The organism is Mycobacterium tuberculosis H37Rv, assembly GCF_000195955.2.
GTDB lineage: Bacteria > Actinomycetota > Actinomycetes > Mycobacteriales > Mycobacteriaceae > Mycobacterium > Mycobacterium tuberculosis.
Map to the genome: position 1 here is coordinate 224,692 of NC_000962.3, position 26,943 is coordinate 251,634.

Here is a 26,943-nt window from a genome sequence, read left to right on the forward strand (position 1 = left end):
CGTAGCCAATCGCGGCTCCCCTTACTGGAGCTTTACTGAAAGCAGGTCAGCGACAGCATCGTGTAGTGCCGAAGCAGCCGGCGGGCGCAGTCTTTCACCACCAGGTTGCGCCTGCCGTCGAGACTGTAGGCGGCGTCGACCGCCCAGAAGGCGAACAAGCTGGTCGATAGGTAAGCGGCCATGTCCTCGCAGCGCAGCAGTGCCTCGGCCACATCCTCGAGCAGGTGTTTGACCGAGCGCGCGGCCTCGGCATGGCTCATGCCGAGCAAGTCGAAGTGCCAATCGGCGGGCGGGTCTTGGTCTTCGTCCAGCGGCAGCGTCTTTAGCACCTCGGAGATTAGCGCGTGGATCTGCAGCGGACGTAGACAGTCGGCCGGGCGGGGCTGCTGAATGTCGGCAAGCCAGCCCAGCAACCGCTCGTATAGCCGATCTGCTGACATCTCGCGAATCAGGTTGCGCGCCCACTTCCGCGGTTCCTCGCGGTTGTCGTGGTAAAGGATCAGATCCAGCGGGCCATGCTTGTCGAACCGCATCAGGCGCCAGATCAGGTCGAAGAACTCCTCCGCTGACAGGACCTCACCGTAGGGAATCGTCAGTTCGCGGTTGCGGATCTCGCGCACTTCGGGGGCCTTGGTGGCCGCCGAAATCCATTCCTCGAACCGCGCGCCGTCGATCTGCTTTGTCTGCAGTGGTAGCGATACCGGACGTTGCGGGGTTTTCTTCCACTTGAGGAGCAGTTCGGCAATCTCGTCAGCGGCGGCGCACAGGGTGGCAATAAATCGCTGCTGGTAAGACTCGTCGGGTACACCCCTAGTCAACAGCTCGCTCAAGGAGACATCCGAACTGTCCTCGACATCGCTGACCATCCGCCCTGGATTGTCGGCGACGCGGTGGAAAACCAGAATGATGCAGCTGCGAGCACTTCCGGAGGCGGTGCGGAAGCGGTGATGCACCAGCGAGCCAGCGGCGAATACACCGCTCAGCGGTCGCTCGGAATCGGTCACCTCGATCACCGTTGGGTGGTCCTGACCGCCCAGCTGGCGCTGCGCGTCGAACACCTTGCGGATGCTGTCGGGGGTGGTGAAGATCGATGCATTTTCACTCGACCACGGCACCCCGTCCTCGTTGACGAAGCAGGTGCGGGCGAGTTTATGGGTGCCGGGTAGGAAGGTGAAATTCTGTCCCGCTGGCCCCTGCGCGGTTCCGCGCCGCCAGGTAATGAGGATCTTGTATTCGTCGTTGAACGGGGTGTTGTCGATATGCAGCATGTTGTCCTGGGCCAGGACCGACAGCGGTTCGGCGTCCTTGCCGCGTGCATCGATCATTCTGATCGGTCCACCGACGGCATAGGAGATCAACGCGATCATCAAGGGGTGCACCAGCGCGCCATTGACCGCTGGATCGGTCAGCATTCCGGGGCTTCGCCGCAGGTCTAGGAAGCGGTGAATGAAACTGCGACTGCCCTCCCGGGCCATGAGTTCGTCGTAGCGTTTTACCAATTCCAAAAAGTCGTCCGACTCGACGATGTCGGCAAGGACGACTGCGCCCTGCTCGGCCATCTGATCGATGAGGTCTCGTAGTGCCGCGGTGGCGATTTCGGCAGCTTCTGAACCCTGGGCCGCCAGCGCGTCGGTCAGCTCCTGCAGCAGTTTCCTGCGGTAGGACTCCTTGTCATCTAGATCACGGAATCGTTTGTAGGCCCAGGCGGCGGGCAGCTGGTCCTGTGACACCAGCTCGGGACCGATCGGTGGTGCGTATTCCAGCGGCAATATGTCATCGGCGGCGAACTTGGTCAGCTGGATTCCGTCGGAATTATCCGGCAAGGCCTGGGTGGTCGCAGTCTGACCGAGTGAGCTCATGTCCCGGGAAATCTGAATCACCTCCGCTTTCGCGTATTGCGCAAGAACTCGGTTCGTTGACCCGTCGAGGTCGACTGCAGAACGTACCTCCGGAGGCGGCGTTATCGCCAGACCTATTACCTGGGGGTCTGCCCGAAAGGGAAAACCCGGTGTCCTTTCTGGTTATCGAAGTGACCGGAATATTCGGTGCCGGCGGCGCACACGCGAGAATGGATGCCGCGCACGAGTTTATGCGCTTGTTCGGGTTCTGCCCGAAAGGGAAGACTTGATTTCCCGTTAGTTCAACCACCGGGTGATCGGCGCACTGAACGAGAAAGGATATGGCGAATGCGCACGAATTGCTGGTGGCGGTTGTCCGGCTATGTCATGCGGCATCGGCGCGATCTGCTGTTGGGATTCGGGGCGGCGCTGGCCGGCACCGTCATCGCCGTTTTGGTTCCGCTGGTAACCAAGCGTGTCATAGACGACGCGATCGCGGCCGACCACAGACCGCTGGCGCCCTGGGCCGTGGTTCTGGTCGCCGCCGCCGGGGCGACCTACTTGCTGATGTACGTACGCCGGTACTACGGCGGTCGAATTGCCCACCTGGTACAGCATGACCTGCGCATGGACGCCTTTCAGGCCCTGTTGCGGTGGGACGGCCGACAACAGGACCGGTGGAGCAGCGGCCAGCTCATCGTCCGCACCACCAATGACCTGCAACTGGTGCAGGCGTTGCTGTTCGATGTGCCCAATGTGCTCAGGCATGTGCTGACACTGCTACTAGGTGTCGCGGTCATGACCTGGTTGTCGGTGCCGCTTGCGCTGCTTGCGGTGCTGCTGGTACCCGTGATTGGCCTGATCGCCCACCGCAGCCGCCGGCTGCTGGCCGCAGCCACCCACTGTGCCCAGGAACACAAGGCCGCGGTCACCGGAGTCGTCGATGCGGCGGTCTGCGGAATCCGGGTCGTCAAGGCGTTCGGGCAGGAGGAGCGGGAGACGGTCAAGCTGGTGACGGCATCCCGCGCGCTCTATGCTGCCCAGCTGCGGGTGGCCAGGCTCAACGCACACTTCGGTCCGCTGCTGCAAACCCTGCCCGCGTTGGGTCAGATGGCGGTCTTCGCGCTCGGCGGATGGATGGCCGCGCAGGGCAGCATTACGGTGGGCACCTTTGTTGCCTTCTGGGCCTGCCTGACATTGCTGGCGCGGCCGGCATGCGATCTGGCGGGGATGCTGACCATTGCCCAGCAGGCGCGCGCCGGCGCGGTGCGGGTACTCGAACTCATCGACAGCCGGCCGACGCTGGTTGACGGCACCAAGCCGCTGTCGCCGGAGGCTCGGTTATCACTGGAGTTCCAGCGGGTGTCCTTCGGATATGTGGCTGACCGCCCCGTGCTCCGCGAGATAAGCCTGTCGGTCCGGGCCGGGGAGACCCTGGCGGTGGTCGGTGCGCCGGGCAGCGGCAAATCCACGTTGGCGTCGCTGGCGACGCGTTGCTACGACGTCACACAGGGCGCGGTGCGGATCGGTGGTCAGGATGTGCGCGAGCTGACGCTCGACTCGCTGCGGTCAGCCATCGGCCTGGTACCCGAAGATGCCGTCCTGTTCTCCGGAACGATCGGTGCAAACATCGCCTATGGCCGCCCGGATGCGACGCCCGAACAGATTGCCACGGCGGCCCGGGCGGCGCACATCGAGGAGTTCGTCAACACTCTGCCGGACGGGTATCAGACGGCCGTCGGTGCGCGCGGACTGACGCTGTCCGGCGGGCAACGCCAACGCATCGCCCTGGCCCGGGCGCTACTGCACCAGCCGCGGTTGTTGATCATGGACGACCCGACCTCTGCCGTGGATGCGGTCATCGAATGCGGAATTCAGGAGGTGCTGCGGGAGGCGATCGCGGATCGCACCGCGGTCATTTTCACCCGCCGCCGATCCATGCTTACCTTGGCCGACCGGGTCGCGGTCCTCGACTCCGGGCGCCTGCTCGATGTCGGCACCCCCGACGAGGTGTGGGAGCGCTGTCCCCGCTATCGGGAATTGCTGTCGCCCGCGCCGGATCTCGCCGATGACCTGGTTGTCGCGGAGCGCTCGCCGGTGTGTCGACCGGTGGCCGGGCTCGGCACCAAGGCCGCGCAGCACACCAACGTCCACAACCCCGGGCCTCACGATCACCCACCCGGCCCCGACCCGTTACGCCGCCTGCTGCGTGAGTTCCGCGGCCCGCTTGCGTTGAGCCTGCTGTTGGTGGCCGTGCAGACCTGCGCGGGTCTGCTGCCGCCCCTGCTCATCCGCCACGGTATTGACGTCGGGATTCGCCGCCATGTGCTCTCGGCGCTTTGGTGGGCAGCGCTCGCCGGCACCGCCACCGTGGTCATTAGGTGGGTCGTGCAGTGGGGGAGTGCCATGGTCGCCGGATACACCGGTGAGCAGGTGCTGTTTCGATTGCGGTCCGTCGTCTTCGCCCATGCCCAGCGCCTGGGCCTGGACGCATTTGAAGACGACGGAGATGCCCAGATCGTCACCGCGGTCACCGCCGACGTCGAGGCCATCGTGGCGTTCCTGCGCACGGGTCTGGTCGTTGCCGTGATCAGCGTGGTGACCCTGGTCGGCATTTTGGTGGCGCTGCTGGCCATCCGCGCCCGGCTGGTGTTGCTGATCTTCACCACCATGCCGGTGCTTGCCCTTGCGACCTGGCAATTCCGTCGGGCGTCGAATTGGACCTATCGGCGGGCGCGGCACCGGTTGGGGACGGTAACCGCCACGTTGCGTGAGTACGCGGCGGGGTTGCGGATCGCCCAGGCGTTCCGCGCCGAATACCGGGGACTGCAAAGCTATTTCGCTCATAGTGACGACTATCGCCGACTTGGGGTGCGCGGGCAGCGGCTGCTAGCCCTGTACTACCCGTTCGTGGCATTGCTCTGCAGCCTGGCGACCACCCTGGTCCTGCTCGACGGTGCACGCGAGGTGCGAGCGGGGGTGATCTCGGTCGGAGCGCTGGTGACCTATCTGCTCTACATCGAGCTGTTGTACACGCCGATAGGCGAACTGGCGCAAATGTTCGACGATTACCAGCGTGCGGCGGTGGCGGCCGGGCGGATCCGGTCGCTGCTGAGCACGCGGACACCGTCGTCGCCGGCGGCACGACCGGTGGGGACGTTGCGTGGTGAAGTGGTTTTCGACGCCGTCCACTATTCCTACCGAACACGAGAAGTGCCGGCACTGGCCGGCATCAACCTGCGAATTCCGGCCGGGCAGACGGTGGTGTTCGTCGGCTCCACCGGATCCGGGAAATCCACCCTGATCAAGTTGGTGGCGCGGTTCTACGATCCGACCCATGGGACGGTCCGAGTCGACGGATGCGACCTGCGGGAGTTCGATGTCGACGGCTATCGCAACCGGCTCGGCATCGTGACGCAGGAGCAGTACGTCTTCGCCGGGACGGTCCGCGATGCCATCGCATACGGACGGCCCGATGCCACCGATGCCCAGGTCGAACGGGCTGCGCGGGAGGTCGGTGCCCATCCGATGATCACCGCACTCGACAACGGGTACCTGCATCAGGTCACCGCGGGTGGGCGCAATCTGTCCGCCGGTCAGCTGCAGTTGCTCGCATTGGCCAGGGCGCGTCTGGTTGACCCCGACATTCTGCTGCTGGATGAGGCCACCGTGGCCCTGGATCCTGCCACCGAGGCCGTGGTGCAGCGGGCCACCCTCACCCTGGCAGCCCGTCGGACGACCTTGATCGTGGCTCACGGGCTAGCCATCGCCGAACACGCCGACCGCATTGTCGTGCTCGAGCACGGCACCGTTGTCGAGGACGGCGCCCACACCGAACTTCTCGCTGCTGGGGGCCACTATTCGCGGCTGTGGGCGGCCCATACTCGACTGTGTTCGCCGGAAATCACTCAGCTTCAATGTATTGACGCATAGACGTCACCAAGCCACCGAATGGGTGGCGAGTTGACCGGGCGCCGGATCCCGACGGTTGTGGTTGATCTGCCGAATCAACGGCTTCTGGCCACGAACATGTGTCCGCGACTGGCGTCTGCGATACCAACCCAATCGGTTACTATAGAAACTGTTCCCGCCGACAACTAACTCCCTTGTTCGCGTGGAGGGGTTCTCGGGTCCGGTCAGCGAGGTCCGGAGCGGGGCGGAAATTTCATTGAACAGCCGTAGAAGTTCAGCCAGGACCGGAACGGATCCAGCGGCAAGCATGCCTTCAGGAGCCATGTTGTCGAATCAGTGCCTAGGGCTGGGGGCGCCCGGAAGGAACACCACAGGGGGGACCGACATTCCGCATGTGGTCAAGCGCAGCGGAGCGAAATTCCGCGAGGAGTTCATCCTCCGTCCGGACCGGGTGCAAATGGCACCGGTGAATGTCATTTCGGTCGCGGTGGTGGCGAGCGACCCGTTGACCCGCGATGGAGCTTTGGCCCGACTCTCGTCTCACCGGGAGCTCGACGTGCGCGCTTGGCAGGCTGGATGCGAAACCTCGGTCCTGCTCGTGCTGGCCACCACGATCACCGCGCCTCTTCTATGCCAGATCGAGGACGTGCAGAAGGATGGCCCCAGTCACGCCCCGAAACTGGTCGTCGTCGCCGACGAATTCTCCGCTGAACAAGTTTTCCGGATGATCAAGCTGGGGTTGACCGGGTTGTTGTATCGCAGCCAGAGCACGTTCGACTGCATCGTCGAGACAATCCGGTTGTCCGCCGAAGGCCGCCTGCGACTCCCCGAACGTGTCCAGCGTTACCTGGTCGGCCGCATCAAGTCCACCCCGACCGCCGAACCTGACACACCGTGCGCCGCCGCTCTTGCCGAGCGTGAGGTGGCGGTGCTGCGTCTGCTAGCGGACGGCTTGAGCACGCACCAAGTGGCGGTGCAGCTCAACTATTGCGAGCGCACGATCAAGAACATCGTTCATGACATAGTGACGCGGCTGAAGCTCCGCAACCGCACGCATGCCGTCGCACATGCGCTGCGCGCGGGCCTCATTTGATTGATGGCCGGCGTCCGACGTACGTGCGGCCGGGCCGATCCCAAGCGAGTGGTGTAACGTGCACGGTAGCCATTATGTATAGCAACATACATATGCCTCGGATGGAGCGGCGATGCAAGGTCCACGCGAACGGATGGTGGTCTCGGCCGCGCTGTTGATTCGGGAACGGGGAGCCCACGCCACCGCCATCTCGGATGTGCTGCAGCACAGCGGCGCACCGCGGGGGTCGGCCTATCACTACTTCCCGGGCGGTCGTACCCAACTGCTATGCGAGGCCGTCGATTACGCCGGAGAGCATGTCGCCGCCATGATCAACGAGGCCGAGGGGGGCCTGGAGCTGCTGGACGCGCTGATTGACAAGTATCGCCAGCAGCTGCTCAGCACCGACTTTCGCGCCGGCTGCCCGATCGCCGCGGTCTCGGTGGAGGCGGGCGACGAACAAGATCGCGAGCGGATGGCCCCGGTGATCGCGCGTGCAGCGGCGGTGTTTGACCGCTGGTCGGACTTGACTGCCCAGCGGTTCATTGCCGACGGCATACCGCCGGATCGGGCGCACGAGCTGGCGGTGTTGGCGACGTCGACGCTCGAGGGCGCAATCTTGCTGGCTCGGGTGCGGCGCGACCTGACGCCGCTGGATCTGGTTCACCGCCAGCTGCGCAACCTGCTGCTGGCCGAGCTGCCCGAAAGGAGCCGATGATGACCAGCTCTGATTGGCTGCCCACCGCGTGCATCCTCTGCGAGTGCAACTGCGGCATCGTCGTGCAAGTCGACGATCGCCGACTGGCCCGCATCCGGGGCGACAAGGCGCATCCGGGGTCTGCGGGCTACACCTGCAACAAGGCGTTGCGGCTGGACCATTACCAGAACAACCGGGCTCGCCTGAGCTCGCCGATGCGCCGCCGAGCCGATGGCACCTACGAGGAGATCGACTGGGACACGGCGATTGTCGAGATTGCCGAGGGATTCAAACAGATCCGTGATACCCACGGCGGGGACAAGATCTTCTACTACGGCGGCGGCGGACAGGGCAATCACCTCGGCGGCGCCTACAGCGGCGCCTTTCTGAAGGCACTGGGGTCGCGCTACCGGTCGAATGCGCTGGCGCAGGAGAAGACCGGCGAAGCCTGGGTCGACTTCCAGCTGTACGGCGGTCACACGCGCGGCGAGTTCGAGAACGCCGAGGTGTCGGTGTTCGTCGGGAAGAACCCATGGATGTCGCAGAGCTTCCCGCGGGCCCGGGTCGTGCTCAACGAGATCGCCAAGGATCCCGGCCGGTCGATGATCGTGATCGATCCCGTCGTCACCGACACCGCGAAGATGGCCGACTTCCATCTACGGGTGCAACCGGGTTGCGACGCCTGGTGCTTGGCGGCTTTGGCCGCGGTCTTGGTCCAGGAAAACCTCTGTAACGAAGCCTTTCTTGCCGCGCACGTGCACGGAGTGGACACCGTGCGCGCCGCCCTGCAAGAGGTCCCGGTCGCCGACTACGCGCAGCGTTGCGGGGTGGACGAGGAGTTGTTGCGTGCCGCGGCCCGGCGCATCGGCACCGCCGCGAGCGTGTCGGTGTTCGAAGACCTGGGAATCCAGCAGGCGCCCAACAGCACCGTCTGCTCCTATCTGAACAAGCTGCTGTGGATCCTGACCGGCAACTTCGCGAAAAAGGGTGGCCAACACCTGCATTCGTCGTTCGCTCCGCTGTTCAGCCAGGTCTCCGGCCGCACACCGGTCACCGGTGCGCCTATTATCGCGGGCCTGATCCCGGGCAACGTGGTGCCCGAGGAGATCCTGACCGAGCACCCGGATCGGTTTCGGGCGATGATCGTAGAGAGGGGCAATCCGGCTCACTCGCTGGCCGATTCAGCCGCCTGCCGGGCGGCATTCCAGGCGCTGGAACTGATGGTGGTCGTCGATGTCGCCATGACCGAGACGGCCAGGCTCGCCCACTACGTGCTGCCGGCGGCGTCGCAGTTCGAGAAGCCGGAAGCCACATTCTTCAATTTCGAGTTTCCACGCAACGGCTTTCAGTTGCGCCGGCCGTTGTTTCCGCCACTGCCCGGAACACTGCCCGAACCCGAGATTTGGGCGCGGCTGGTGCGGGCACTTGGCGTAGTCGACGAAGCGGACCTGCGGCCGCTGCGAGAGGCCGCTGCTCAGGGTCGCCAGGCGTATACCGAGGCGTTCCTCGCGGCGGCGGCGACCAATCCCACCGTGGCGAAACTGACCGCCTATGTGCTCTATGAAACGCTCGGGCCGACGCTGCCGGACGGTCTGGCCGGGGCGGCCGCGTTGTGGGGACTTGCCCAGAAGACGGCGATGGCCTACCCTGACGCCGTCCGCCGCGCCGGCCACGCCGACGGCAACGCGCTGTTCGACGCGATTCTCGAGCGCCCCTCCGGGGTCACGTTTACCGTGCACAACTACGAAGACGACTTCGCTTTGATTAGCCACCCCGATCACAAGATCGCCCTGGAGATTCCGGAAATGCTGGCAGAGATCCGGTCGCTGACCCAGACCCCGTCGCGGTTGACCACGCCTCAACTGCCGATCGTGCTGTCGGTGGGCGAGCGCCGCGCGTACACGGCCAACGACATCTTCCGTGACCCGTCCTGGCGCAAACGCGACGCCAACGGGGCGCTGCGGGTCAGCGTCGAAGACGCCCAGGCCCTGGGACTGGCCGATGGGTGCCTGGCTCGTATCACGACCGCGGCGGGCAGTGCGGAGGCGACGGTGGAGGTCACCGAGACGATGCTGGCCGGACACGCCGCGCTGCCCAACGGCTTTGGGCTGGACTACACCGGCGACGACGGGCGCACCGTCGTCGCCGGTGTCGCCCCGAACGCACTTACTTCGACGAGATGGCGCGACCCCTACGCCGGCACCCCCTGGCACAAGCACGTGCCCGCCGCCATCCGCCGAGCAGACGCAGAATCGCCCATTTGGTATCCCAAATGGGCGATTCTGCCTGCTCGCGGGGTCTTAGCCTAGTTCCAGATCCGGACCCTGCGCTGCGGGTCCAGAAACAGCGCGTCATCCTCGGTGACGTCGAAGGCCTGATAAAAAGCGTCCACGTTGCGAACCACACCGTTGCACCGGAACTCCGGCGGGGAGTGCGGATCGACCGCCAACCGGCGGATTGCTTCGGCTGCACGCGATTTGGTTCGCCATATTTGTGCCCAGCCGAAGAACACCCGTTGCATGCCGGTCAGCCCGTCGATAACCGGAGCGGGGTTGCCGTTCAGCGAGAGCTGGTAAGCCAGCAGGGCGATCGACAGCCCGCCCAGGTCGCCGATGTTCTCGCCTATGGTGAACGCGCCTTGCACATGAGGCGGGCCGGGGTGGTCGACGAGATCGCGCGGCGTGTAAGCGTGGTACTGCTCGATCAACGCTTTGGTGCGGGCGGCGAACTCGGTGCGATCGTCGTCGGTCCACCAATCGACCAGATTGCCGTCGCCGTCGTATTTGGCGCCCTGATCGTCGAAACCGTGCCCGATCTCGTGCCCGATCACCGCCCCGATCCCGCCGTAGTTGGCGGCCTCGTCGGCCTGCGGATCGAAAAATGGTGGCTGTAAAATCGCTGCGGGGAAGACGATTTCGTTCATCCCCGGGTTGTAGTAGGCGTTGACGGTTTGTGGTGTCATGAACCACTCGTCGCGGTCGACCGGGCCGAAAAGCTTGGCTAGCTCGCGGTCATGGTTGACGGCGTAGCCGCGCTGGACGTTACCGTAGAGGTCGTCGCGGTCGATCGCCAGCTTCGAGTAGTCGCGCCACTTGATCGGATAGCCGACTTTGGCGGTGAACTTGTTCAGCTTCGCTAGCGCGCGTTGCCGGGTCTGCGGCGTCATCCAATCCAGCTCGCTGATGCTGATCCGATACGCCTCCTGCAGGTTGTCCACCAGGGTGTCGATGCGGGACTTGGCATCCGGCGGGAAATGGCGTTGTACATAGAGCTTTCCGACGGCATCGCCCATCAGGTTCTCCACCAGTGACACCCCACGCTTCCAACGGTCCCGAAGCTGCTGTGCGCCGGTAAGCGTGCGGCCGTAGAATTCGAAGTCCTCGGCGACCAGGGCGCGGGTCAGCCAGGGGGCCCGGGCGCGGATCAAACGCCAACGCGCCCAGCATTTCCAGTCTTCAACGTTAACGCTCGCCCACAGCGAGGCAAAGGTGACGAGGTAATCAGGTTGGCGCACAACCAGTTCCGTCATGGCGTCCGGAGCGCTCCCCAATGCGGTCACCCAGCTGACCCAGTCGAAACCCGCCCCTTCGGTCTGCAGCTGGGCAAACGTGCGCAGGTTGTAGCCAAGGTCGGCGTCGCGGCGCTTCACCACATCCCAATGCGCGTCGGCGAGTTTGGTCTCCAGCGCGACGATGCGGTCCGCGGTTTTGGCATGGTCACGGCTCTCGCCCCCGTACACCAGGCCGAACATCCGGGCGATGTGCCCCGGGTAGGCCGCTAGCACGGCGGCGTGTTGCTCGTCACGGTAGTAGGACTCGTCGGGTAATCCGATGCCGGATTGGGTGAAATGCACCAAGTAACGGGTCGAGTCTTTGGAATCGGTATCGACATAGACTCCGATGCCGCCGCCCACGCCGGCACGTTGCAGAGTGCCAAGGGCGGCGGCCAATTCGGTGGCGTCGGCCGCGCTGTCAATCGTGGCCAATTCGTCGTGCAGCGGTTGCACCCCTGCGCGCTCGACGGCTTCCTCGTCGAGGAAGCTGGCGTAGAGGTCGCCGATGCGCTGCGCATCGGTGCCTACCGCAGCACCTGCTTGGCTGGCCTGGATGATCAGGTCTCGCACTTGTGTCTCGGCGCGGTCGAACAGGCTACGGAAGGCGCCGTCGGTCGCTCGGTCCGCTGGTATCTCGTGTTCAGCCAGCCAGCGGCCGTTAACGTGGCCGAACAGGTCGTCTTGGGGTCGGGCATCAGCGTCGATGTGGCTCAGGTCGATACCCGAGGGGATGGCAAGTGTCACCCCGCCATCCTTCCACCTCTTTTCGGGTGCAACGATCGGGCCATGCCTGACGGGGAGCAGAGCCAGCCACCGGCCCAAGAAGATGCGGAAGACGACTCGCGGCCCGACGCCGCGGAGGCCGCCGCGGCCGAACCCAAATCATCAGCCGGTCCGATGTTCTCGACCTACGGTATCGCCTCGACACTACTCGGCGTGCTATCGGTCGCCGCGGTCGTGCTGGGTGCGATGATCTGGTCCGCACACCGCGATGACTCCGGCGAGCGTACCTACCTGACCCGGGTCATGCTGACCGCCGCTGAATGGACGGCCGTGCTGATCAACATGAACGCCGACAACATCGATGCCAGCCTGCAGCGACTGCACGACGGAACGGTCGGTCAACTCAACACCGACTTCGACGCTGTCGTGCAGCCCTACCGGCAGGTGGTGGAGAAGTTGCGGACGCACAGCAGCGGCAGGATCGAGGCGGTAGCGATCGATACGGTGCACCGCGAGCTGGATACCCAGTCCGGTGCCGCCCGACCGGTAGTAACCACGAAATTGCCACCGTTTGCCACTCGCACCGACTCGGTGCTGCTGGTCGCGACGTCGGTCAGTGAGAACGCCGGCGCCAAACCCCAGACCGTGCACTGGAACTTGCGGCTCGATGTCTCCGATGTGGACGGCAAGCTGATGATCTCCCGGTTGGAGTCGATTCGATGAGAAATGCTTGGCGGCTGGTGGTGTTCGATGTCCTGGCACCACTGGCCACGATCGCCGCCCTGGCCGCGATCGGCGTCTTGCTCGGCTGGCCCCTGTGGTGGGTTTCGACGTGCTCGGTGTTGGTGCTGCTGGTGGTCGAAGGTGTGGCAATCAACTTCTGGCTGTTGCGTCGTGATTCGGTAACCGTCGGTACCGACGACGATGCGCCCGGGCTGCGACTGGCCGTTGTCTTCCTGTGCGCCGCCGCGATCTCGGCGGCGGTGGTGACTGGGTACCTGCGCTGGACGACACCGGACCGCGACTTCAATCGGGATTCCCGGGAAGTGGTGCATCTTGCCACGGGGATGGCCGAGACGGTCGCGTCATTCTCCCCGAGCGCACCGGCCGCCGCTGTTGACCGGGCCGCGGCGATGATGGTGCCCGAACATGCGGGCGGGTTCAAGGAGCAATACGCCAAGTCCAGCGCCGATCTCGCACGGCGCGGTGTTACGGCCCAGGCCGCTACGCTGGCGGCCGGCGTGGAGGCGATCGGGCCGTCGGCAGCCAGTGTTGCGGTGATTCTGCGGGTTAGCCAAAGCATTCCCGGCCAGCCGACCAGTCAAGCGGCGCGAGCGCTGCGGGTGACCTTGACCAAGCGGGGCAGCGGCTGGCTGGTGCTCGACGTGACGCCGATCAACGCTCGCTAAGAGTCGGCGGCACGTACGGATTTGGCTCTGACGAACCGGTCCGACAGCCGCCGCATCCGGATCATCAGCGAGGCCGACGGGCTCACGATGCCGTCGAGGTAGGCGGTCAGGTCCTGCGCTGTGACGCCAATGCGCGACGCGAATTCCTGTCGTTGCAGGCCAGAGCGGTCCAACAGGAGCCCAACCTGACGGGCCACCTCGGCGCGCTCATTGGCGTCTAGGTGAGTACGGGCCCGGTCCAGCACCTCCCAAAAGGCGTTGGCGATGCCGGTCGCCGGTATGCCCTCGAGGACTTCTTCGACTTGGCGTGCTGTCCGCCCGTAGGGGTCGCGCTTGAGCGCGGCCGCTATGCGTTGCCAGGTGGCGATGTCGCCACTTTCCAGCGCCGAACGAATGGCGACGGTAGGCCAGAACTCGACCCGCCGGTCGACGTCCGGCTCGCTCCACGCGACGGTGGGTTGTTGCGGCGGTGCGGGGTGTGGCTCGGCTGCCAACGTCACCTCGCCTCCTCCAACATCGCCACGGCCACCGACAGGCAACGCCGCCGGACCTCTTCCCACTTTGCCTGGGCATCAGCTCCGGGCGACTGGTCACCGAGGTCAGACGGTTGCGGATCTGCCAGGCGACCAACCAACTGGGTGGCCATCCATTGCCGCCCGGGTGCTTGACAAGAGTAGTACCGATCCATCCCAGCCAGCACCGCGGCGGCGGTTTCGGGTGCCATCGTATCGACCAGGTCAGCAAAGTCGGCGTAGTCGTGGCTGCTGTTTCGGGACATGATCAGGTAGCCCTTGAAGCGCAGCGTTTCCGCGCCGGTTGGGATCTGCAAGCGGTCACCGGTGGGCAATGCGACGTTGGTCGTCTCCACCGGGCTGCGCCGCCGGTAGCCGGGGCCCGCCCGGTGAGTCTGCACCCCCCCGCACTCCCAGGTGGTTGTCTGAAGCGCGTCGAGGGCGACCGCGAGCCGCTTGCGCCACACGGTGACCGGGTGCACCGGGCGCTGGCCCCATGATATCGCCCGGGCGATGCCGTTGCGGTAGGCCAGCTGCACCTGGTCGAGCGCCTTACCGTCACATCCACACCCGGTGAAGGCGAGCGGATCGGTAACGCAAATGGCGTCCGGCGCAAGTCGCTTGAGCTTGGCCGCCGACTTGAGCACCATCCGCACATCCGCGCTGGGCGGGATCGCCGCGGCGAAGTCGTCAGGAATGACCACGACGTCACCGAGGTCGACTTTCGGCAGCGGTCGGTCGAAGTCGACCGACGGCAAGATGTGGGCCAGCCATCGGGGCAACCACCAGTTCCATCGGTCAAACATCGCCATCAATGCCGGTACCAGCACCAGCCGCACGACGGTGGCGTCCACGGCGATCGCGACCGCGCACGCCACGCCGATCTCGGCCACTAGCGGCATGCCGGCGAACGCGAACCCGCAAAACACCGCGATCATGATCAACGCGGCGCTGGTGATCGTGCGCGCGCTGGTGCGCACACCGTACGCGACCGCGTCGCGGGTCTGGCCCGTCTGCAGGAACCGCTCCCGGATTCGCGTAAGCAGGAAGATTTCATAGTCCATCGACAACCCGAACGTCATCGCCAGGACCAGCGGGGGAACGGTGCTGTCGATCGAATGAAGCGCCGGGAAACCGAGCCCCCGTGCCCAGCCCCACTGGAAGACCATCACCAGGCTGCCGTAGGCGGCGGCCACCGACAGCAGCGTCATCAGCACGCCCTTGAACGCCAGGAACACCGAGCGGATTGAGATCAACAACATCAAAAACGCGATCACCGCCACGAAGACCAGCACCAGCGGTTGCGTCGCGGACACCCGGTCGTCGAAATCCTTGATCAGAGCGGTCGGCCCGCCGACGTCCACTTGTGCCGCGCCGGCAACCCGGGGTAGCTGGGTCCGCATCCAGGTGATGGTGTCGCGGGCGCCCAAATCCTCGGGATCGACCGATAGCACCGCGCTGAGCAAAGCGCTGCCGTTGTCGTCGGCGAATCGCGGTGGGGCCACCGAAACGACGTTGGGCGCCTGTGCGATCCGATGACGGATTGCGGCGATTGTCTGGCTATGTTCGGGTGCGGACGCACCGCCGGCGTCAAACCTGACCAGCACCTGAACCGGGCCCAGCGCGCCCGGCCCCAGCGCTTGGGCCGCGGCCGCTGCGCCGGTGCGGATCTCGTGTGACGAGTCGAACTGGCGCAGCAAGCTGTTGCCCAGCACCATCAAGGTTGCCGGTGCCGCCATGACAAGCAGCACGGTCGATGCCGCCAGTGCTGTGATCCAGGGTCGGCGCATCACCCACCCGACCCAGCGGGACCAGAACCAAGATTGCGTGCTTGCCGGCCGCCGCGACCAGTGCACTAACGCTGACCGCTTGGCCGCCGCGCGGGCAAATGTTGCTAGCACGGCAGGTGTCAGGGTGGCCGACGTCAGCATCGCAACCGCGACCGCGAGAATCGCCCCGGTGGCCATCGATCTCAGCGCCGGGGTGTTGATCAGGTAGATCCCGGTCAGCGACGCGATGACCGTCATACCGGACAACACCACAGCCAACCCCGAAGTGGCCATCGCGGCGTCGACCGCGTCGGGCGGCCGGCGTCCGCAACGCAGTTCCTCGCGGTAGCGCATCAGGATGAACAGGGAGTAGTCGACGGCAAGCGCGATGCCGAACATCGAAACGGTCGATGTCACGAACACCGACATGGTGGTGTGCATCGACAACACAAACACCAGGCCCATGGTGATGACGACCGTGCAAACGGCGAGTGCCAGCGGGATCGCTGCGGCGGCCAACGAGCCGAAAACCGCAACCAGGACCATCAGAATGATAGGCAGGTTCCAGCGTTCGGCGTTGGCAATATCGTGTTTGGTGTTTGCCGCCGCGGCCGCGGACAGCGCGCCCTGCCCGATGACATAGAGCCGCACTTTGCCGTTGGCAGTTTGCCCGGACTGATCGCCTTTGACGCCTATTCGGTCGCGCAGCTTTTTGGCGACGTCACTGGTGCCCGCGTTGCGGGCGTCCAGCCGCAGCGACACCACATACGGCCGGTCCGGTTGCGGGGGCCGTTGGGTGGGGTTGGGTGCCTCCGTCACCCCAGGCAGTTCGCTGGCTATTTGTCGCAGTAGCGCGACGGCATTGTCGATGTCTTGGTAGCTAGCATCCGGTCGGGGGGCCGCTACCAGCGCCAGCGCCGGGGCTCCCCGGTCCGGGTAGTGCGCGTCGAGTTGGTCGTGGACCAGCAATGACTGCGACCCGGCGACTTCGAAACCGCCACCGGTTAGATTCCCCGACTGCGTCATCGCCAGGTAAACCGCCGGCACTAACGCCAGCAACCAACCCGTGAAGACCAACCAACGGCACCTGCGCAGGTTGCGGCTCAAGCGCATCATGAACTGCTGGATTTCGGACTCCCCGTACTCTCGCGCAGTGCGTGCCCGCGAGCCTACCGAAGATCGCGTGCATGCGTTCGGCGTGGACCGCACAGCACCTGGAGTTGGCGGCGCCGAGGGCCGAGATGGCAGGATGACGGATCGTCGGGGGCGGGAACTCCCAGGCCGCCGGGCCGTCGCAAACCCGTCGCAAACCCGTCGCAAACCGTAAGGAGTCATCCATGAAGACAGGCACCGCGACGACGCGGCGCAGGCTGTTGGCAGTACTGATCGCCCTCGCGTTGCCGGGGGCCGCCGTTGCGCTGCTGGCCGAACCATCAGCGACCGGCGCGTCGGACCCGTGCGCGGCCAGCGAAGTGGCGAGGACGGTCGGTTCGGTCGCCAAGTCGATGGGCGACTACCTGGATTCACACCCAGAGACCAACCAGGTGATGACCGCGGTCTTGCAGCAGCAGGTAGGGCCGGGGTCGGTCGCATCGCTGAAGGCCCATTTCGAGGCGAATCCCAAGGTCGCATCGGATCTGCACGCGCTTTCGCAACCGCTGACCGATCTTTCGACTCGGTGCTCGCTGCCGATCAGCGGCCTGCAGGCGATCGGTTTGATGCAGGCGGTGCAGGGCGCCCGCCGGTAGATGCCGGACCGCCGCCGGGTCCGGCGCAGTCGAGCGTGAGGCAGCGGTCGCCTACCGGGGCGGTGTCTCGCCGCCTTCTGGTCGCAGGTCAGGGGTCGGCGCTGGACCTTGCGGTGTGGTTTCGACCGGGTCGTCGCAGGGTGTGCCCTGCGGTTGGATGACAAGTCGCAGGTTTGGATCGGTTGGCGGGTCGCGATCGTTGTCGGAATCGGCGGTGCTCTCGGTGCGGAACATGAAGAAGAACACCACCCAGCCGATTGCGGCGATGAGCAGCCAGCTGATCAGCCGGTAGATCAACATCGCCGAGATGGCACTCGGCAAGGGCATGCCGCTGGATACCAGGCCGGGTACCAGCACCGCCTCGACCACCAACAGACCACCGGGCATCAGCGGTATGGTGCCGACCGCGCGGGCGGCGGCGTAGGCGACCGCCAGCCCACCGACCGAGGCATGGTCGCCGGCGGCGTACGCGGCGAAACCGAGGCAGGCTACGTCGGCGATCCAGTTGAACAACGACCAACCGAACGCCACGCCCAGGTCGCGCCTGCCCAGGCTGACCGATTCCAGCTGCATGAGCGTCTCGCGCCACTTCGGTAGGCCGGCATCGGCCGGCCTACCGCGAACCGAGTTGGCCCACGACAAAACTCTCCTGCCGATCCCCTCGATGAGCTCCGGCCGCGACGCCACCGCCTGGGCCAGTAGCAGCAATGTGACGAAGCCGCCCAGGGTGAACAGCAGTGAGAACGGGTTGTTCTTGGCGCCCAGGAAGAATGCGCCACCCAACCCGAGCAATGCCAAGCCCACCGCCTGCAACACGCCCGACATGACCAGCTGCCATGACGCCACCACCGTCGAGGCGCCCCAGATGCGTTGCTGACGGAGTAAGAACGTAGCCGACAACACCGGCCCACCCGGCAGCGTGGTGCTCAGCGAGTTGGCGGCGTAGAAGGCGGCCTCCGACCGCCATTGCTTGACGTGCACCCCGGCGGATTTCAGCAGGGTTCGCTGAATCTGGGCGAAGCTGTGCATCGAGGCGCCCGCGGCTGCCACCGCGGCCAGCAACCACCACCACTTGGCGCGATACAAGCTCACCCAGGCCTTGGCGAGCTGGTCCCAGCCCAACGCCACCTCTATAGCAAGCACGATTGCGACGATGGCCAGTACCGCCCATCGCAACCACCAGTACTTGCCGCGCGGGGGTACGCCCTCAGCGGGGGGTGCCCCCACCCGCGTGCGAGGGAGTGCCCCCACGCGCTGGCGGAGGTTGCGGGCGGGGGCGTCGTGCGACACGTGCTTAAGGGTAACCGTGCAGGTGGCGCCGTAATCGCGATACATCGCTAACCGTGTCAGCCTCGTTGGGGGGTCGTGACCGGATCGTGCCGCCTGGCAAAGTAACTATGCGGGCTCGACGCGACCCGCCGCGACCTTACGACGCCGCCGTTCCCGTTACGCTTGCCGGATGTCGGCGAGCCTGGATGACGCTTCGGTCGCACCGCTGGTTCGCAAGACCGCGGCCTGGGCGTGGCGGTTCTTGGTCATCCTGGCCGCGATGGTCGCGCTGCTGTGGGTCCTCAACAAGTTTGAGGTCATCGTCGTCCCGGTGTTGCTGGCGCTGATGTTGAGTGCGTTGCTGGTGCCGCCGGTGGATTGGCTGGACTCCCGGGGCCTGCCGCACGCTGTCGCGGTGACGCTGGTCTTGTTGAGCGGTTTCGCGGTTCTCGGCGGCATCCTGACGTTCGTCGTCAGCCAATTCATCGCGGGGTTGCCGCATCTGGTCACCGAGGTTGAGCGCAGCATCGACTCCGCGCGCAGATGGCTGATCGAAGGCCCGGCGCACTTGCGCGGCGAACAGATCGACAACGCGGGCAACGCCGCGATCGAGGCGCTGCGCAACAACCAGGCGAAGCTGACCAGTGGCGCATTGTCGACTGCAGCCACCATTACCGAGCTGGTTACCGCGGCGGTGCTGGTACTGTTCACGCTCATTTTCTTCCTCTACGGGGGCCGGAGCATCTGGCAGTACGTCACGAAGGCCTTCCCGGCCAGCGTCCGTGACAGAGTGCGTGCGGCGGGGCGCGCCGGTTATGCGTCGCTGATCGGGTACGCGCGGGCCACCTTCCTAGTGGCATTGACCGATGCGGCCGGGGTGGGCGCGGGGCTGGCGGTGATGGGTGTGCCGCTGGCATTACCGCTGGCCTCGCTGGTGTTTTTCGGTGCCTTCATTCCGTTGATCGGTGCCGTGGTCGCCGGGTTTCTGGCCGTGGTGGTGGCCCTGCTGGCCAAGGGCATTGGCTACGCGCTGATCACGGTCGGTTTGCTAATCGCGGTGAACCAACTTGAGGCCCATTTACTGCAGCCGCTGGTGATGGGTCGGGCGGTGTCGATTCACCCGCTGGCCGTGGTGCTGGCCATTGCCGCTGGCGGTGTGCTTGCCGGAGTCGTCGGCGCCCTGTTGGCCGTCCCGACGGTCGCTTTCTTCAACAATGCGGTGCAGGTGCTGCTGGGCGGGAATCCGTTCGCCGACGTGGCAGACGTTTCTTCCGATCACCTCACCGAGGTTTAAAGGCGTCCTTCGCGGCGAAGCAGATCCTGGGCGGACAGGGCGCCGCCGCCGCGGCGGCGCTGACGCGTCTTATCGCTCGTGCCGCGGGCATTCAGCTGCTCAGTGGCTGCCTCTGAGTCGTCGCCGTCCGACCGTATGATTGGCAGGGCCGCGGTGGGTTCGGCCGGGTCACCGGCTGCGTCTGTGGAGCGGTTCGCCGCAAGCGGCATAGCCCGGGTCTGACCGGCAGACGGGGCCGATGGCGGGGTCGGGGTTGGTGGCGGCGTGGATGCTGGCGACTGCACGGACCGACCGGCAGCCGCGAGGCGGGTTGTCGGCGGCTCCGTCGACGACCCGATCTGCATCCGTGTGGTGCTCGCCCCAGACGGCGCCGCCGGCGCGGCAGTTGCTTCCAGGGCAGGCGTGAGCTCCGGTGAGCTTGCTGGACTCGAGCGGGCCGGTCGAGGTGACTCCGCCAGCGGATGGGTCGGATCGTGCGGTGGGCGCGGGTCCCCAGCGGCGCGCGCCGCAACCAGCCCAGCTGTGACCGGAGGACGTGCGGGACGCCCGTTGCTGACGGGCCGCTTGCGCTCGTCGGGCAGGTGGATCTCGCCCAGCCCGATGCGGGTCTGCAGGCGTCTGGCCCAGCGCGGTGCCCACCAGCAGTCATCGCCGAGCAGCTTCATCACCGATGGCACTAAAAACATCCGCACCACGGTCGCGTCCAGCAGCAGCGCCGCCATCAGTCCAAAGGCCAGATACTTCATCATCACCAGGTCGGAGAACACGAACGCGCCCGCGACGACGGCAACAATCAGCGCCGCGGCGGTAATGATGCGTCCGGTGGCTGCGGTGCCGATCCGGATCGCCTCCTGGGTCGACATGCCGCGCTCTCGCGCCTCGACCATCCGGGACACCAAGAACACCTCGTAGTCGGTGGATAGGCCGAAGACCAGCGCGATGATCAGCCCGATCACCGGCGCTGTCAGCGGGGTCGGCGTGAAATTCAGCCACTTCGAAAAGTGTCCGTCGACGAATATCCACGTCAGGATGCCCATGGTGGACCCGAGCGTCAGAGCGCTCATCAGCGTCGCCTTGATTGGCAGCACCACCGAGCCGAACGCCAAGAACATCAAGACGATCGTGGTGGTCAGCAGGATGACCACCATCAGCGGCATCTTCGCGAACAGGCCGTGGATTGAATCCAGCTCCAGGGCGGGAGTTCCACCGACCAAGACCGTGATTCCTTTGGGCGGGGTGATCGCGCGCAGCTCGGTGAGCTTCTTCGACGCGTCAGCCGGGTTGATCAACCCGTTCTGCAGGACGCGCACCGATGGATCTTTAGATGCGCCTACCGCGTAGGCACGCTCTTGCCACATATTCGCCGGATCGTTGTCCGGCTCGATGAATCCGCCGATCGCCATCGCCTTGCTGCGGATGTCAGCGATCTGCGCGTCGGTGACCGGTTGATGGTTGCTGGTCTGGATCACCAGTGTCAGCGGATTGGTGCGGTATCCGGGGAAGAGTTTGTCGAACTCCTCCTGCGCCTGGCGCACCGAATTGGTCGGCGGCAAGTACTTCTCGCTGATCCCGCCCAATGACAGCTTGCCCACCGGGATAATCAGCAAAATCATGATGATGACGATCGGTGCGGCGAACAGCACTGGGCGCTTCATCACCCGGTTAACCAGCTTGCCCCAGAAGCCGGCTTCGACCTCTTCGCGGGTCTTGGTCCGCTGCAGGCGGTCGGCGAGCCAGTTCAGGTAGGCGGCCGAAATCTTCCAGTTCGCCAGGAAGGGCACCCGGAACAGGGTCCGCACGCCGAGCGCGTCGACGTGTTTGCCCAGGATCCCCAGACAGGCCGGCAACACGGTGATAGACAGGATGGCCGACAGCATCACCGATGCGATCGTGGCGTAGGTCAGCGACTTCAGGAAACCCTGCGGGAAGAGCAGCAGACCGATCGCCGACGCGACGATCAACACCGCCGAGAACGTCACCGTGCGTCCGGCGGTGATCACCGTGCGCCGTACTGCCGTCTCGGTGTCGTAGCCTTCGGCGATCTCTTCGCGGAACCGGCTCACGATGAACAACCCGTAGTCGATGGCGATCCCCAGACCGATCAGCGACACCACGGGCTGGGCGAAATAGTGCACGGGACCGAAGATCGCGAGGAACCGCATGATGCCCAGCGCGCCGGCGATGCACAGCCCTCCGACCATCACCGGTAGGCCGGCGGCGATCACGCCGCCGAACACGAAGAACAACACCACCGCCACCAACGGCAGCGCCAGCACTTCCATTCGCCGTTGGTCGGTGGCGATGGTGCCGGTCAACGCCTCGGCCACCGGTTGCAGCCCGGCGAGCTTCACCGTGCCTCCGTCGAGCCGCTGCAGGTCGGGTGCGATGGCCTTGTAGTTGTTGAGGATGGTGTCGTCGTCATCACCCTTGAGCGGGATGGAAACGAAGGTGTACTTCTTGTCGGCGGTGGCCATGCCGGTCGCCTGACTCGCTCTCAGGTAGCCGGCCCATCCCAAGACCTGGTCGGGGTGATCCTGCTGGAACCGGTTGAGCTCGTCGACGACCTTCTTTGACCAGGCCGGGTCGTCAACGGTCTTGCCGGCTGGGGCTTGGAAGATCGCGACGATGTGACCGCTTCGGTCTCGGCCGTAGACCTGGTCGCCCAGCACCGATGCTTGCACCGATTGGCTGCCGTCGTCGTAGAAGCCGCTCTGCGTGACGTGCTTGCCGAGGCTCAGCCCGAAAACGCCGCCGCCGAGGCATAGAGCGACCATGACCCCGATTACGATGAACCGGTAGCGGTACACAGTTCGACCCCACCAGGCGAACACGTAAGCTCCTTACTGGATCGGCAGCGACCCGCGTATTGCTTTTTGGTTGTCACACACGTCGGCTGTCACACTCGCGAGGTCAACAGCGAGGACAGCGGCCGGAACGGCTGCAGCCAAGCCCCCTGCTCAGGTAGCGAATCGAGGCCGATTCGAGGTAGTGGTTCCCGGAAAACACCAGCGATGTCCTCCAGGTCGACGAACTCCAAGGTATCCGACGCTAGCGCCCAACTGGCGTGTTCACGAAATCCGAGCACTTGAACTGGGGTTCCGCTGCGGGCGACCGCCTCCAACGGTTGGCGGAATGCCTGACCGTCGGCCGACGCCACCACCAGCGCGGCGAGCCCTTCGCGGTAGCGCTCGTCGATGTGCGCCAACATGTCGCGGTCAACGTCGCTGTCCTCGTCTACTTTCGGTTTGGCGAAGACGGCGAATCCGACATTGCGCAACGCGTCCACCCACGGCCGGACCACCTCGGCGCTGCCAGGGGCGATGTTGGTGAAGACGGTGGCCTCCGGTTCGGTCGAGATGCCTGGACGGCCGGCCACAATCTCTGCGGTTCGGGCCAGCAGCCAGCGTCCCAGGGCGTCGAATCGTGGTCGTTCCAGTGCTGTCGGCCGGCGGCCCAAGATGGAGCCCAAACCCATGTCGAGGTTGGGAGCGTCCCACACCAGCAATACCCGTGCCCCCGGCGCACCGAGACTGGTCAGCCCGTCCTGCGATAAGTCTTCCGCCAGTACCGAGTGCCGGGCGAGGGATTCAGATGTTTGTGAAGTCACGTCTTCGGTCAGGCTCATCATCATCTAATTTTCAGGTCTCTTTCAGAGCAACCGTGCTTTTTCCATAACAACTCGATGACTGCGCCGCCCCCAAGCTGGGCTTTCCTCTCGTACTTGGTAGCCGGTCGGACGACCGAAATCGGCAGCAGTTCGGTGTCGGGGTCGACGCGAACCAGCCGGGGTTCGGCGTCGCCGGCCGCGGCGATGTGCTCGGCGTAGCCGGGATGGTCGGTCGCGGCGTGCAGCACACCACTGGGAACGAGCCGGTCTGCGATCAAGGCCATGGTGGCCGGCTGTAACAGGCGGCGCTTATGGTGGCGTGCCTTCGGCCACGGATCGGGGAAGAAGACTCGAACACCGCACAACGAATCGGGGGCGATCAAGTGTTGCAGCACGTCGACGGCATTGCCAAGGATCAGCCGGATGTTGATCCCGTCGGAGCCCACTTTGTCAATCGCGCAGAGCAGCTGAGCCAGCCCGCGGCGATAGACGTCCACAGCGATCACGTCGACATGGGGTTCGGCCTTCGCCATCGCCAGCGTCGACGTGCCGCTGCCGGAGCCGATCTCCAACACCACCGGCGCGTCACGGCCAAACCAGGCACGGGTATCCACCGGTGTCCCGCGCGGGGATTGAGGTAGCGCCAGGAGGCCAAGCTCCGGCCAAAGTCGCTCCCAGGTCTCGCGTTGGGCCTTGGAGATCCCCGACCGCCGCGACCGGATGCTCGTGCTGGGGAGCTGGCCCGATGCCACCGGTGTGTCGGGACGTAGCCCTACCCCGGGTTGCGCATGCATTTGTCCATGGTGGACCATCAGCGCCCGGCGTAGCCGCCCCTGGTCCAGATTGATACCCAACAGTTGCCTTCGGCGGGTAGCGGACAACTGCTGACTCGCGCCTCGGCGGCGAGGGTGCCACCATTCTGAACGAACCGATCGGGTGGGAGATGCGCGGACAAGGGCACCAGATTTTCGTCGACGAGCTGGCGCGATTCGCCACCAGCTCCGCCGACCAGCGGGTAGTGGCGATCGCGCAGCGGGCCGCCGAACCGCTGCGCGTAGCGGTCCGTGGGCGTCCCGGGGTGGGTTGCCGCACGGTGGCGCGCGCCCTGCAGGGTGCTGGGAGCTCGTCGGGCATGACGGTGACACCGCAAGCACGCGCCGCCGACTCTGACGTCGACCTGGTCGTCTACGTCACCGTCGAGGTAGTCAAGCCCGAGGACCGCGAAGCCATCGCCGCCACCCGGCGCCCGGTGGTGGCGGTGTTGAACAAGGCCGATCTGGCCGGCCCGCTCTCGGGTGCAGGTCCGATCGTGATGGCGCAGGCCCGGTGCGCGCAATTTTCTACACTCCTCGGGGTCCCCATGGAGTCCATGATCGGGTTGCTCGCCGTCGCGGCGCTCGACGATCTTGATGACACCTTGCGGGCCGTGCTGCGGGCGCTAGCCGCCCACCCCGACGGCTTTGACGCTCTCGACCGAGCCGTTGCGGGGTTTCTGGCGGCAGCCCTGCCGGTCCCTACCGAGGTACGGTTGCGGTTGCTGGACACCCTCGACCTGTTCGGCATCGCACTGGGCATGGCAGCGTTCCGGCCGGGCCGGCCCTCGCGAACCCCGGCGCAGCTCCGCACCCTGTTACGCCGGGTCAGCGGTGTCGACGCCGTCATCGACAAGGTCACCGCCGCCGGTTCTGAGGTGCGCTACCGGCGGTTGCTTGACGCGGTCGCGGAGCTGGAGGCGCTGGCCGCGCAGGCCAAGGAGATCGGCGGTCCGATCGGTGAGTTCTTGCGCGACGACGACACAGTTCTCGCCCGGATGGCGGCCGCCGTCGACGTAGCCCTGGCCGTCGGGCTAGACGTTGGCCCGTTGGACGATCCGGCCGCCCACCTGCCGCGGGCGGTGCGGTGGCATCGTTACAGCCTGGACAACGGTGACATGCACCGCACGTGCGGCGCGGATATCGCTCGGGGATCCCTTCGGCTGTGGTCGCTGGCCGGCGGCATGCCCCTGCACCGATACCGGAAGTCATCGTGATCCGCGCGGCTAGTGATGACCCGGCCGGGGTGGACGAGCTGGTGGCAGCGATCGCGCCGGGGCTTGCCGGGCTGGGTTTGCCGGTCATCAACCGCCGCGAGGTGGTGCTGGTGACCGGTCCGTGGCTGGCCGGGGTTAGCGGTGTGCGCGCGGCACTGGCCGAAAGGCTGCCGCAGCGTAGGTTCGTCGAGACGGCAGAGTTGGGACCCGGCGATGCGCCGGTGGCGGTGGTGTTCGTTGTTTCCGCGGCAACCGCGCTGACCGAATCCGATTGCGTGTTGCTGGACACCGCCGCGGAGCACACCGATGCGGTGGTAGCTGTGGTGTCCAAGATCGACGTGCACCGCGGCTGGCGTGACGTGCTTACCAGTAACCGCGACAGGCTGGCCGCGCGCGCGTCCCGCTACGCCCGGGTGCCCTGGGTTGGCGCGGCCGCCGCACCTGAGCTGGGCGAGCCATACCTGGACGACTTGGTCGCCGCCATCCAGAAACAGCTCGCCGATCCGGCTGTCGCGCGGCGAAACATGTTGCGTGCGTGGGAATCCCGGCTTCTGATGGTCGCGCGGCGGTTCGATGGCGATGCACAGAGCGCCGGTCGGCGGGCACGGGTCGACGCGTTGCGCCAGCAACGGCGCACGGTCCTGCGGCAGGGGCGTCAATCGAAGTCTGAACACACCATCGCGCTGCGCGCGCAGATCCAGCACGCTCGGGTCAAATTGTCCTACTTTGCCCGCAATCGGTGTTCGTTGCTGCGCGTCGAGCTGCAGGAGCACGTCGCCGGTCTGTCCCGGAAGGACATCGCCAGGTTCGCGGCATACACGCGCGGCCGGGTCCAGGAGGTGGTCGCCGAGGTGGGCGAAGGTGCCGTCGCGCACCTTGCCGACGTCGCGCAGCTGTTGGGTGTGCCGGTGCAGCCACCGGTCCTCGAGAACCTCCCGGCGGTGCTCCCGACGGTTGTGGCCCCGCCACTGACATCACGACGATTGGAGATCCGGCTGACAACACTCTTGGGCGCCGGGTTCGGGCTGGGTATCGCGCTGACCCTGAGCAGGCTGGTGGCGGGTCTTACTCCCGGCCTGGCTGCATCGGGGATGGTGGCGGGTGTGGCGATCGGCCTGGCGGTGACCGCCTGGGTGGTGAATGCCCGCGCGCTGCTGCACGACCGTGTCGTGGTGGACCGCTGGACGGGTGAGGTGACGGCATCGCTGCGGTCCGTGGTGGAGCAGCTGGTCGCCACTCGGGTGGTGGCTGTCGAGACGCTGCTGAGCACCGCGATTAGTGAACGCGACGACGCCGAGAACGCCCGGGTGGCCGATCAGGTCAGCATCATTGACGGCGAACTGCGCGAACACGCCGTCGCTGCGGCGCGGGCCGCGGCCCTGCGTGACCGGGAGATGCCGGCGGTGCGGGCCGCACTTGAGGCGGTGCGTGCAGAACTCGGCGAGCCGGGTGCGCCCACAACAGGCCTGTTCTGAAGCTTCTGAATCGTTGTTGTGAGCAGGCTTATACCC

Annotated in this window: 18 protein-coding genes; 10 read left to right on the forward strand and 8 right to left on the reverse strand. The window is 65.7% G+C overall.

What is annotated here, in order from left to right:
* Positions 1-32: 32 nt before the first annotated feature.
* Positions 33-1,880 carry a hypothetical protein gene (locus Rv0193c; RefSeq protein NP_214707.1) on the reverse strand — a complete coding sequence of 616 codons (1,848 nt, stop codon included), beginning with the start codon at positions 1,878-1,880 and terminating at the stop codon, positions 33-35.
* A 306-nt stretch (positions 1,881-2,186) separates the two neighbouring features.
* On the opposite strand from Rv0193c, the gene Rv0194 reads away from it, so the two are divergent.
* The 4 genes from Rv0194 to Rv0197 all read left to right on the forward strand — a co-directional run bounded on the left by Rv0194 (position 2,187) and on the right by Rv0197 (position 9,828).
* Positions 2,187-5,771, forward strand: a complete 3,585-nt coding sequence (locus tag Rv0194) for a multidrug ABC transporter ATPase/permease (RefSeq protein NP_214708.1) — start codon at positions 2,187-2,189, stop codon at positions 5,769-5,771.
* 436 nt (positions 5,772-6,207) lie between these two features.
* Complete coding sequence (locus Rv0195; protein NP_214709.1) at positions 6,208-6,843, forward strand: two component transcriptional regulator; 636 nt, start codon at positions 6,208-6,210, stop codon at positions 6,841-6,843.
* Between the two features lie 112 nt (positions 6,844-6,955).
* A complete protein-coding gene (locus tag Rv0196) occupies positions 6,956-7,540 on the forward strand; it encodes an HTH-type transcriptional regulator (protein NP_214710.1) in 585 nt (194 codons plus the stop codon).
* Entirely contained in the window at positions 7,540-9,828 is a 2,289-nt protein-coding gene (locus Rv0197; protein NP_214711.1) for an oxidoreductase, read from the forward strand. Before Rv0196 ends, Rv0197 begins: the two co-directional genes overlap by 1 nt.
* On the opposite strand, the gene zmp1 is transcribed toward Rv0197, so the two are convergent.
* The gene (zmp1, locus tag Rv0198c) at positions 9,825-11,816 is read right to left on the reverse strand and encodes a zinc metalloprotease (RefSeq protein ID NP_214712.1); all 1,992 of its coding nucleotides are present in this window, start codon (positions 11,814-11,816) and stop codon (positions 9,825-9,827) included. The two genes, Rv0197 and zmp1, sit on opposite strands and share 4 nt — an antisense overlap.
* 42 nt (positions 11,817-11,858) lie before the next feature.
* On the opposite strand from zmp1, the gene Rv0199 reads away from it, so the two are divergent.
* Positions 11,859-12,518 (forward strand): membrane protein, encoded by a 660-nt coding sequence (locus Rv0199; protein ID NP_214713.1) that lies wholly within the window; start codon positions 11,859-11,861, stop codon positions 12,516-12,518.
* On the forward strand, positions 12,515-13,204 hold the full coding sequence (locus Rv0200) for a transmembrane protein (RefSeq protein ID NP_214714.1): 690 nt from the start codon (positions 12,515-12,517) through the stop codon (positions 13,202-13,204). The genes Rv0199 and Rv0200 overlap by 4 nt, the downstream gene beginning before the upstream one ends.
* Here Rv0200 and Rv0201c read toward each other — a convergent pair.
* Both Rv0201c and mmpL11 read right to left on the reverse strand, forming a co-directional pair.
* A complete protein-coding gene (locus tag Rv0201c) occupies positions 13,201-13,704 on the reverse strand; it encodes a hypothetical protein (RefSeq protein ID NP_214715.1) in 504 nt (167 codons plus the stop codon). The two genes, Rv0200 and Rv0201c, sit on opposite strands and share 4 nt — an antisense overlap.
* A complete protein-coding gene (mmpL11, locus tag Rv0202c; protein ID NP_214716.1) occupies positions 13,701-16,601 on the reverse strand; it encodes a transmembrane transport protein MmpL11 in 2,901 nt (966 codons plus the stop codon). The genes Rv0201c and mmpL11 overlap by 4 nt, the downstream gene beginning before the upstream one ends.
* Positions 16,602-16,822: 221 nt before the next feature.
* Here mmpL11 and Rv0203 point away from each other — a divergent pair, with 221 nt between their 5' ends.
* The gene (locus Rv0203; protein ID NP_214717.1) at positions 16,823-17,233 is read left to right on the forward strand and encodes a hypothetical protein; all 411 of its coding nucleotides are present in this window, start codon (positions 16,823-16,825) and stop codon (positions 17,231-17,233) included.
* 51 nt (positions 17,234-17,284) lie between these two features.
* Here the strand turns inward: Rv0203 and Rv0204c are convergent, their stop codons facing one another.
* A complete protein-coding gene (locus Rv0204c) occupies positions 17,285-18,523 on the reverse strand; it encodes a transmembrane protein (protein ID NP_214718.2) in 1,239 nt (412 codons plus the stop codon).
* Between the two features lie 169 nt (positions 18,524-18,692).
* Here Rv0204c and Rv0205 point away from each other — a divergent pair, with 169 nt between their 5' ends.
* Positions 18,693-19,796: a transmembrane protein gene (locus Rv0205; protein ID NP_214719.1), complete on the forward strand. Its 1,104-nt coding sequence runs from the start codon at positions 18,693-18,695 to the stop codon at positions 19,794-19,796.
* Here the strand turns inward: Rv0205 and mmpL3 are convergent.
* The 3 genes from mmpL3 to Rv0208c form a co-directional block, all read right to left on the reverse strand.
* Positions 19,793-22,627 carry a transmembrane transport protein MmpL3 gene (gene mmpL3, locus Rv0206c; protein NP_214720.1) on the reverse strand — a complete coding sequence of 945 codons (2,835 nt, stop codon included), beginning with the start codon at positions 22,625-22,627 and terminating at the stop codon, positions 19,793-19,795. The two genes, Rv0205 and mmpL3, sit on opposite strands and share 4 nt — an antisense overlap.
* 65 nt (positions 22,628-22,692) lie before the next feature.
* Positions 22,693-23,421, reverse strand: coding sequence for a hypothetical protein (locus Rv0207c; RefSeq protein ID NP_214721.1), 729 nt, complete (start codon positions 23,419-23,421; stop codon positions 22,693-22,695).
* A 2-nt stretch (positions 23,422-23,423) separates the two neighbouring features.
* On the reverse strand, positions 23,424-24,215 hold the full coding sequence (locus tag Rv0208c) for a tRNA (guanine-N(7)-)-methyltransferase (RefSeq protein ID NP_214722.1): 792 nt from the start codon (positions 24,213-24,215) through the stop codon (positions 23,424-23,426).
* Positions 24,216-24,346: 131 nt separating this feature from the next.
* Here Rv0208c and Rv0209 point away from each other — a divergent pair, with 131 nt between their 5' ends.
* Positions 24,347-25,432 carry a hypothetical protein gene (locus Rv0209; protein ID NP_214723.1) on the forward strand — a complete coding sequence of 362 codons (1,086 nt, stop codon included), beginning with the start codon at positions 24,347-24,349 and terminating at the stop codon, positions 25,430-25,432.
* Entirely contained in the window at positions 25,429-26,907 is a 1,479-nt protein-coding gene (locus tag Rv0210; protein ID NP_214724.1) for a hypothetical protein, read from the forward strand. Before Rv0209 ends, Rv0210 begins: the two co-directional genes overlap by 4 nt.
* Positions 26,908-26,943 lie beyond the last annotated feature (36 nt).

Excerpts from the sequence above, each read along its gene's own strand:
- Rv0205 (NP_214719.1), top strand. The coding sequence starts at position 18,693 with ATGTCGGCGAGCCTGGATGACGCTTCGGTCGCACCGCTGGTTCGCAAG.
- Rv0196 (NP_214710.1), top strand. The coding sequence starts at position 6,956 with ATGCAAGGTCCACGCGAACGGATGGTGGTCTCGGCCGCGCTGTTGATT.
- mmpL11 (NP_214716.1), bottom strand. The coding sequence starts at position 16,601 with ATGATGCGCTTGAGCCGCAACCTGCGCAGGTGCCGTTGGTTGGTCTTC.
- Rv0195 (NP_214709.1), top strand. The coding sequence starts at position 6,208 with ATGGCACCGGTGAATGTCATTTCGGTCGCGGTGGTGGCGAGCGACCCG.
- Rv0203 (NP_214717.1), top strand. The coding sequence starts at position 16,823 with ATGAAGACAGGCACCGCGACGACGCGGCGCAGGCTGTTGGCAGTACTG.
- Rv0197 (NP_214711.1), top strand. The coding sequence starts at position 7,540 with ATGACCAGCTCTGATTGGCTGCCCACCGCGTGCATCCTCTGCGAGTGC.
- Rv0194 (NP_214708.1), top strand. The coding sequence starts at position 2,187 with ATGCGCACGAATTGCTGGTGGCGGTTGTCCGGCTATGTCATGCGGCAT.
- Rv0207c (NP_214721.1), bottom strand. The coding sequence starts at position 23,421 with ATGAGCCTGACCGAAGACGTGACTTCACAAACATCTGAATCCCTCGCC.
- Rv0199 (NP_214713.1), top strand. The coding sequence starts at position 11,859 with ATGCCTGACGGGGAGCAGAGCCAGCCACCGGCCCAAGAAGATGCGGAA.
- Rv0200 (NP_214714.1), top strand. The coding sequence starts at position 12,515 with ATGAGAAATGCTTGGCGGCTGGTGGTGTTCGATGTCCTGGCACCACTG.
- Rv0208c (NP_214722.1), bottom strand. The coding sequence starts at position 24,215 with ATGGTCCACCATGGACAAATGCATGCGCAACCCGGGGTAGGGCTACGT.
- Rv0209 (NP_214723.1), top strand. The coding sequence starts at position 24,347 with ATGCGCGGACAAGGGCACCAGATTTTCGTCGACGAGCTGGCGCGATTC.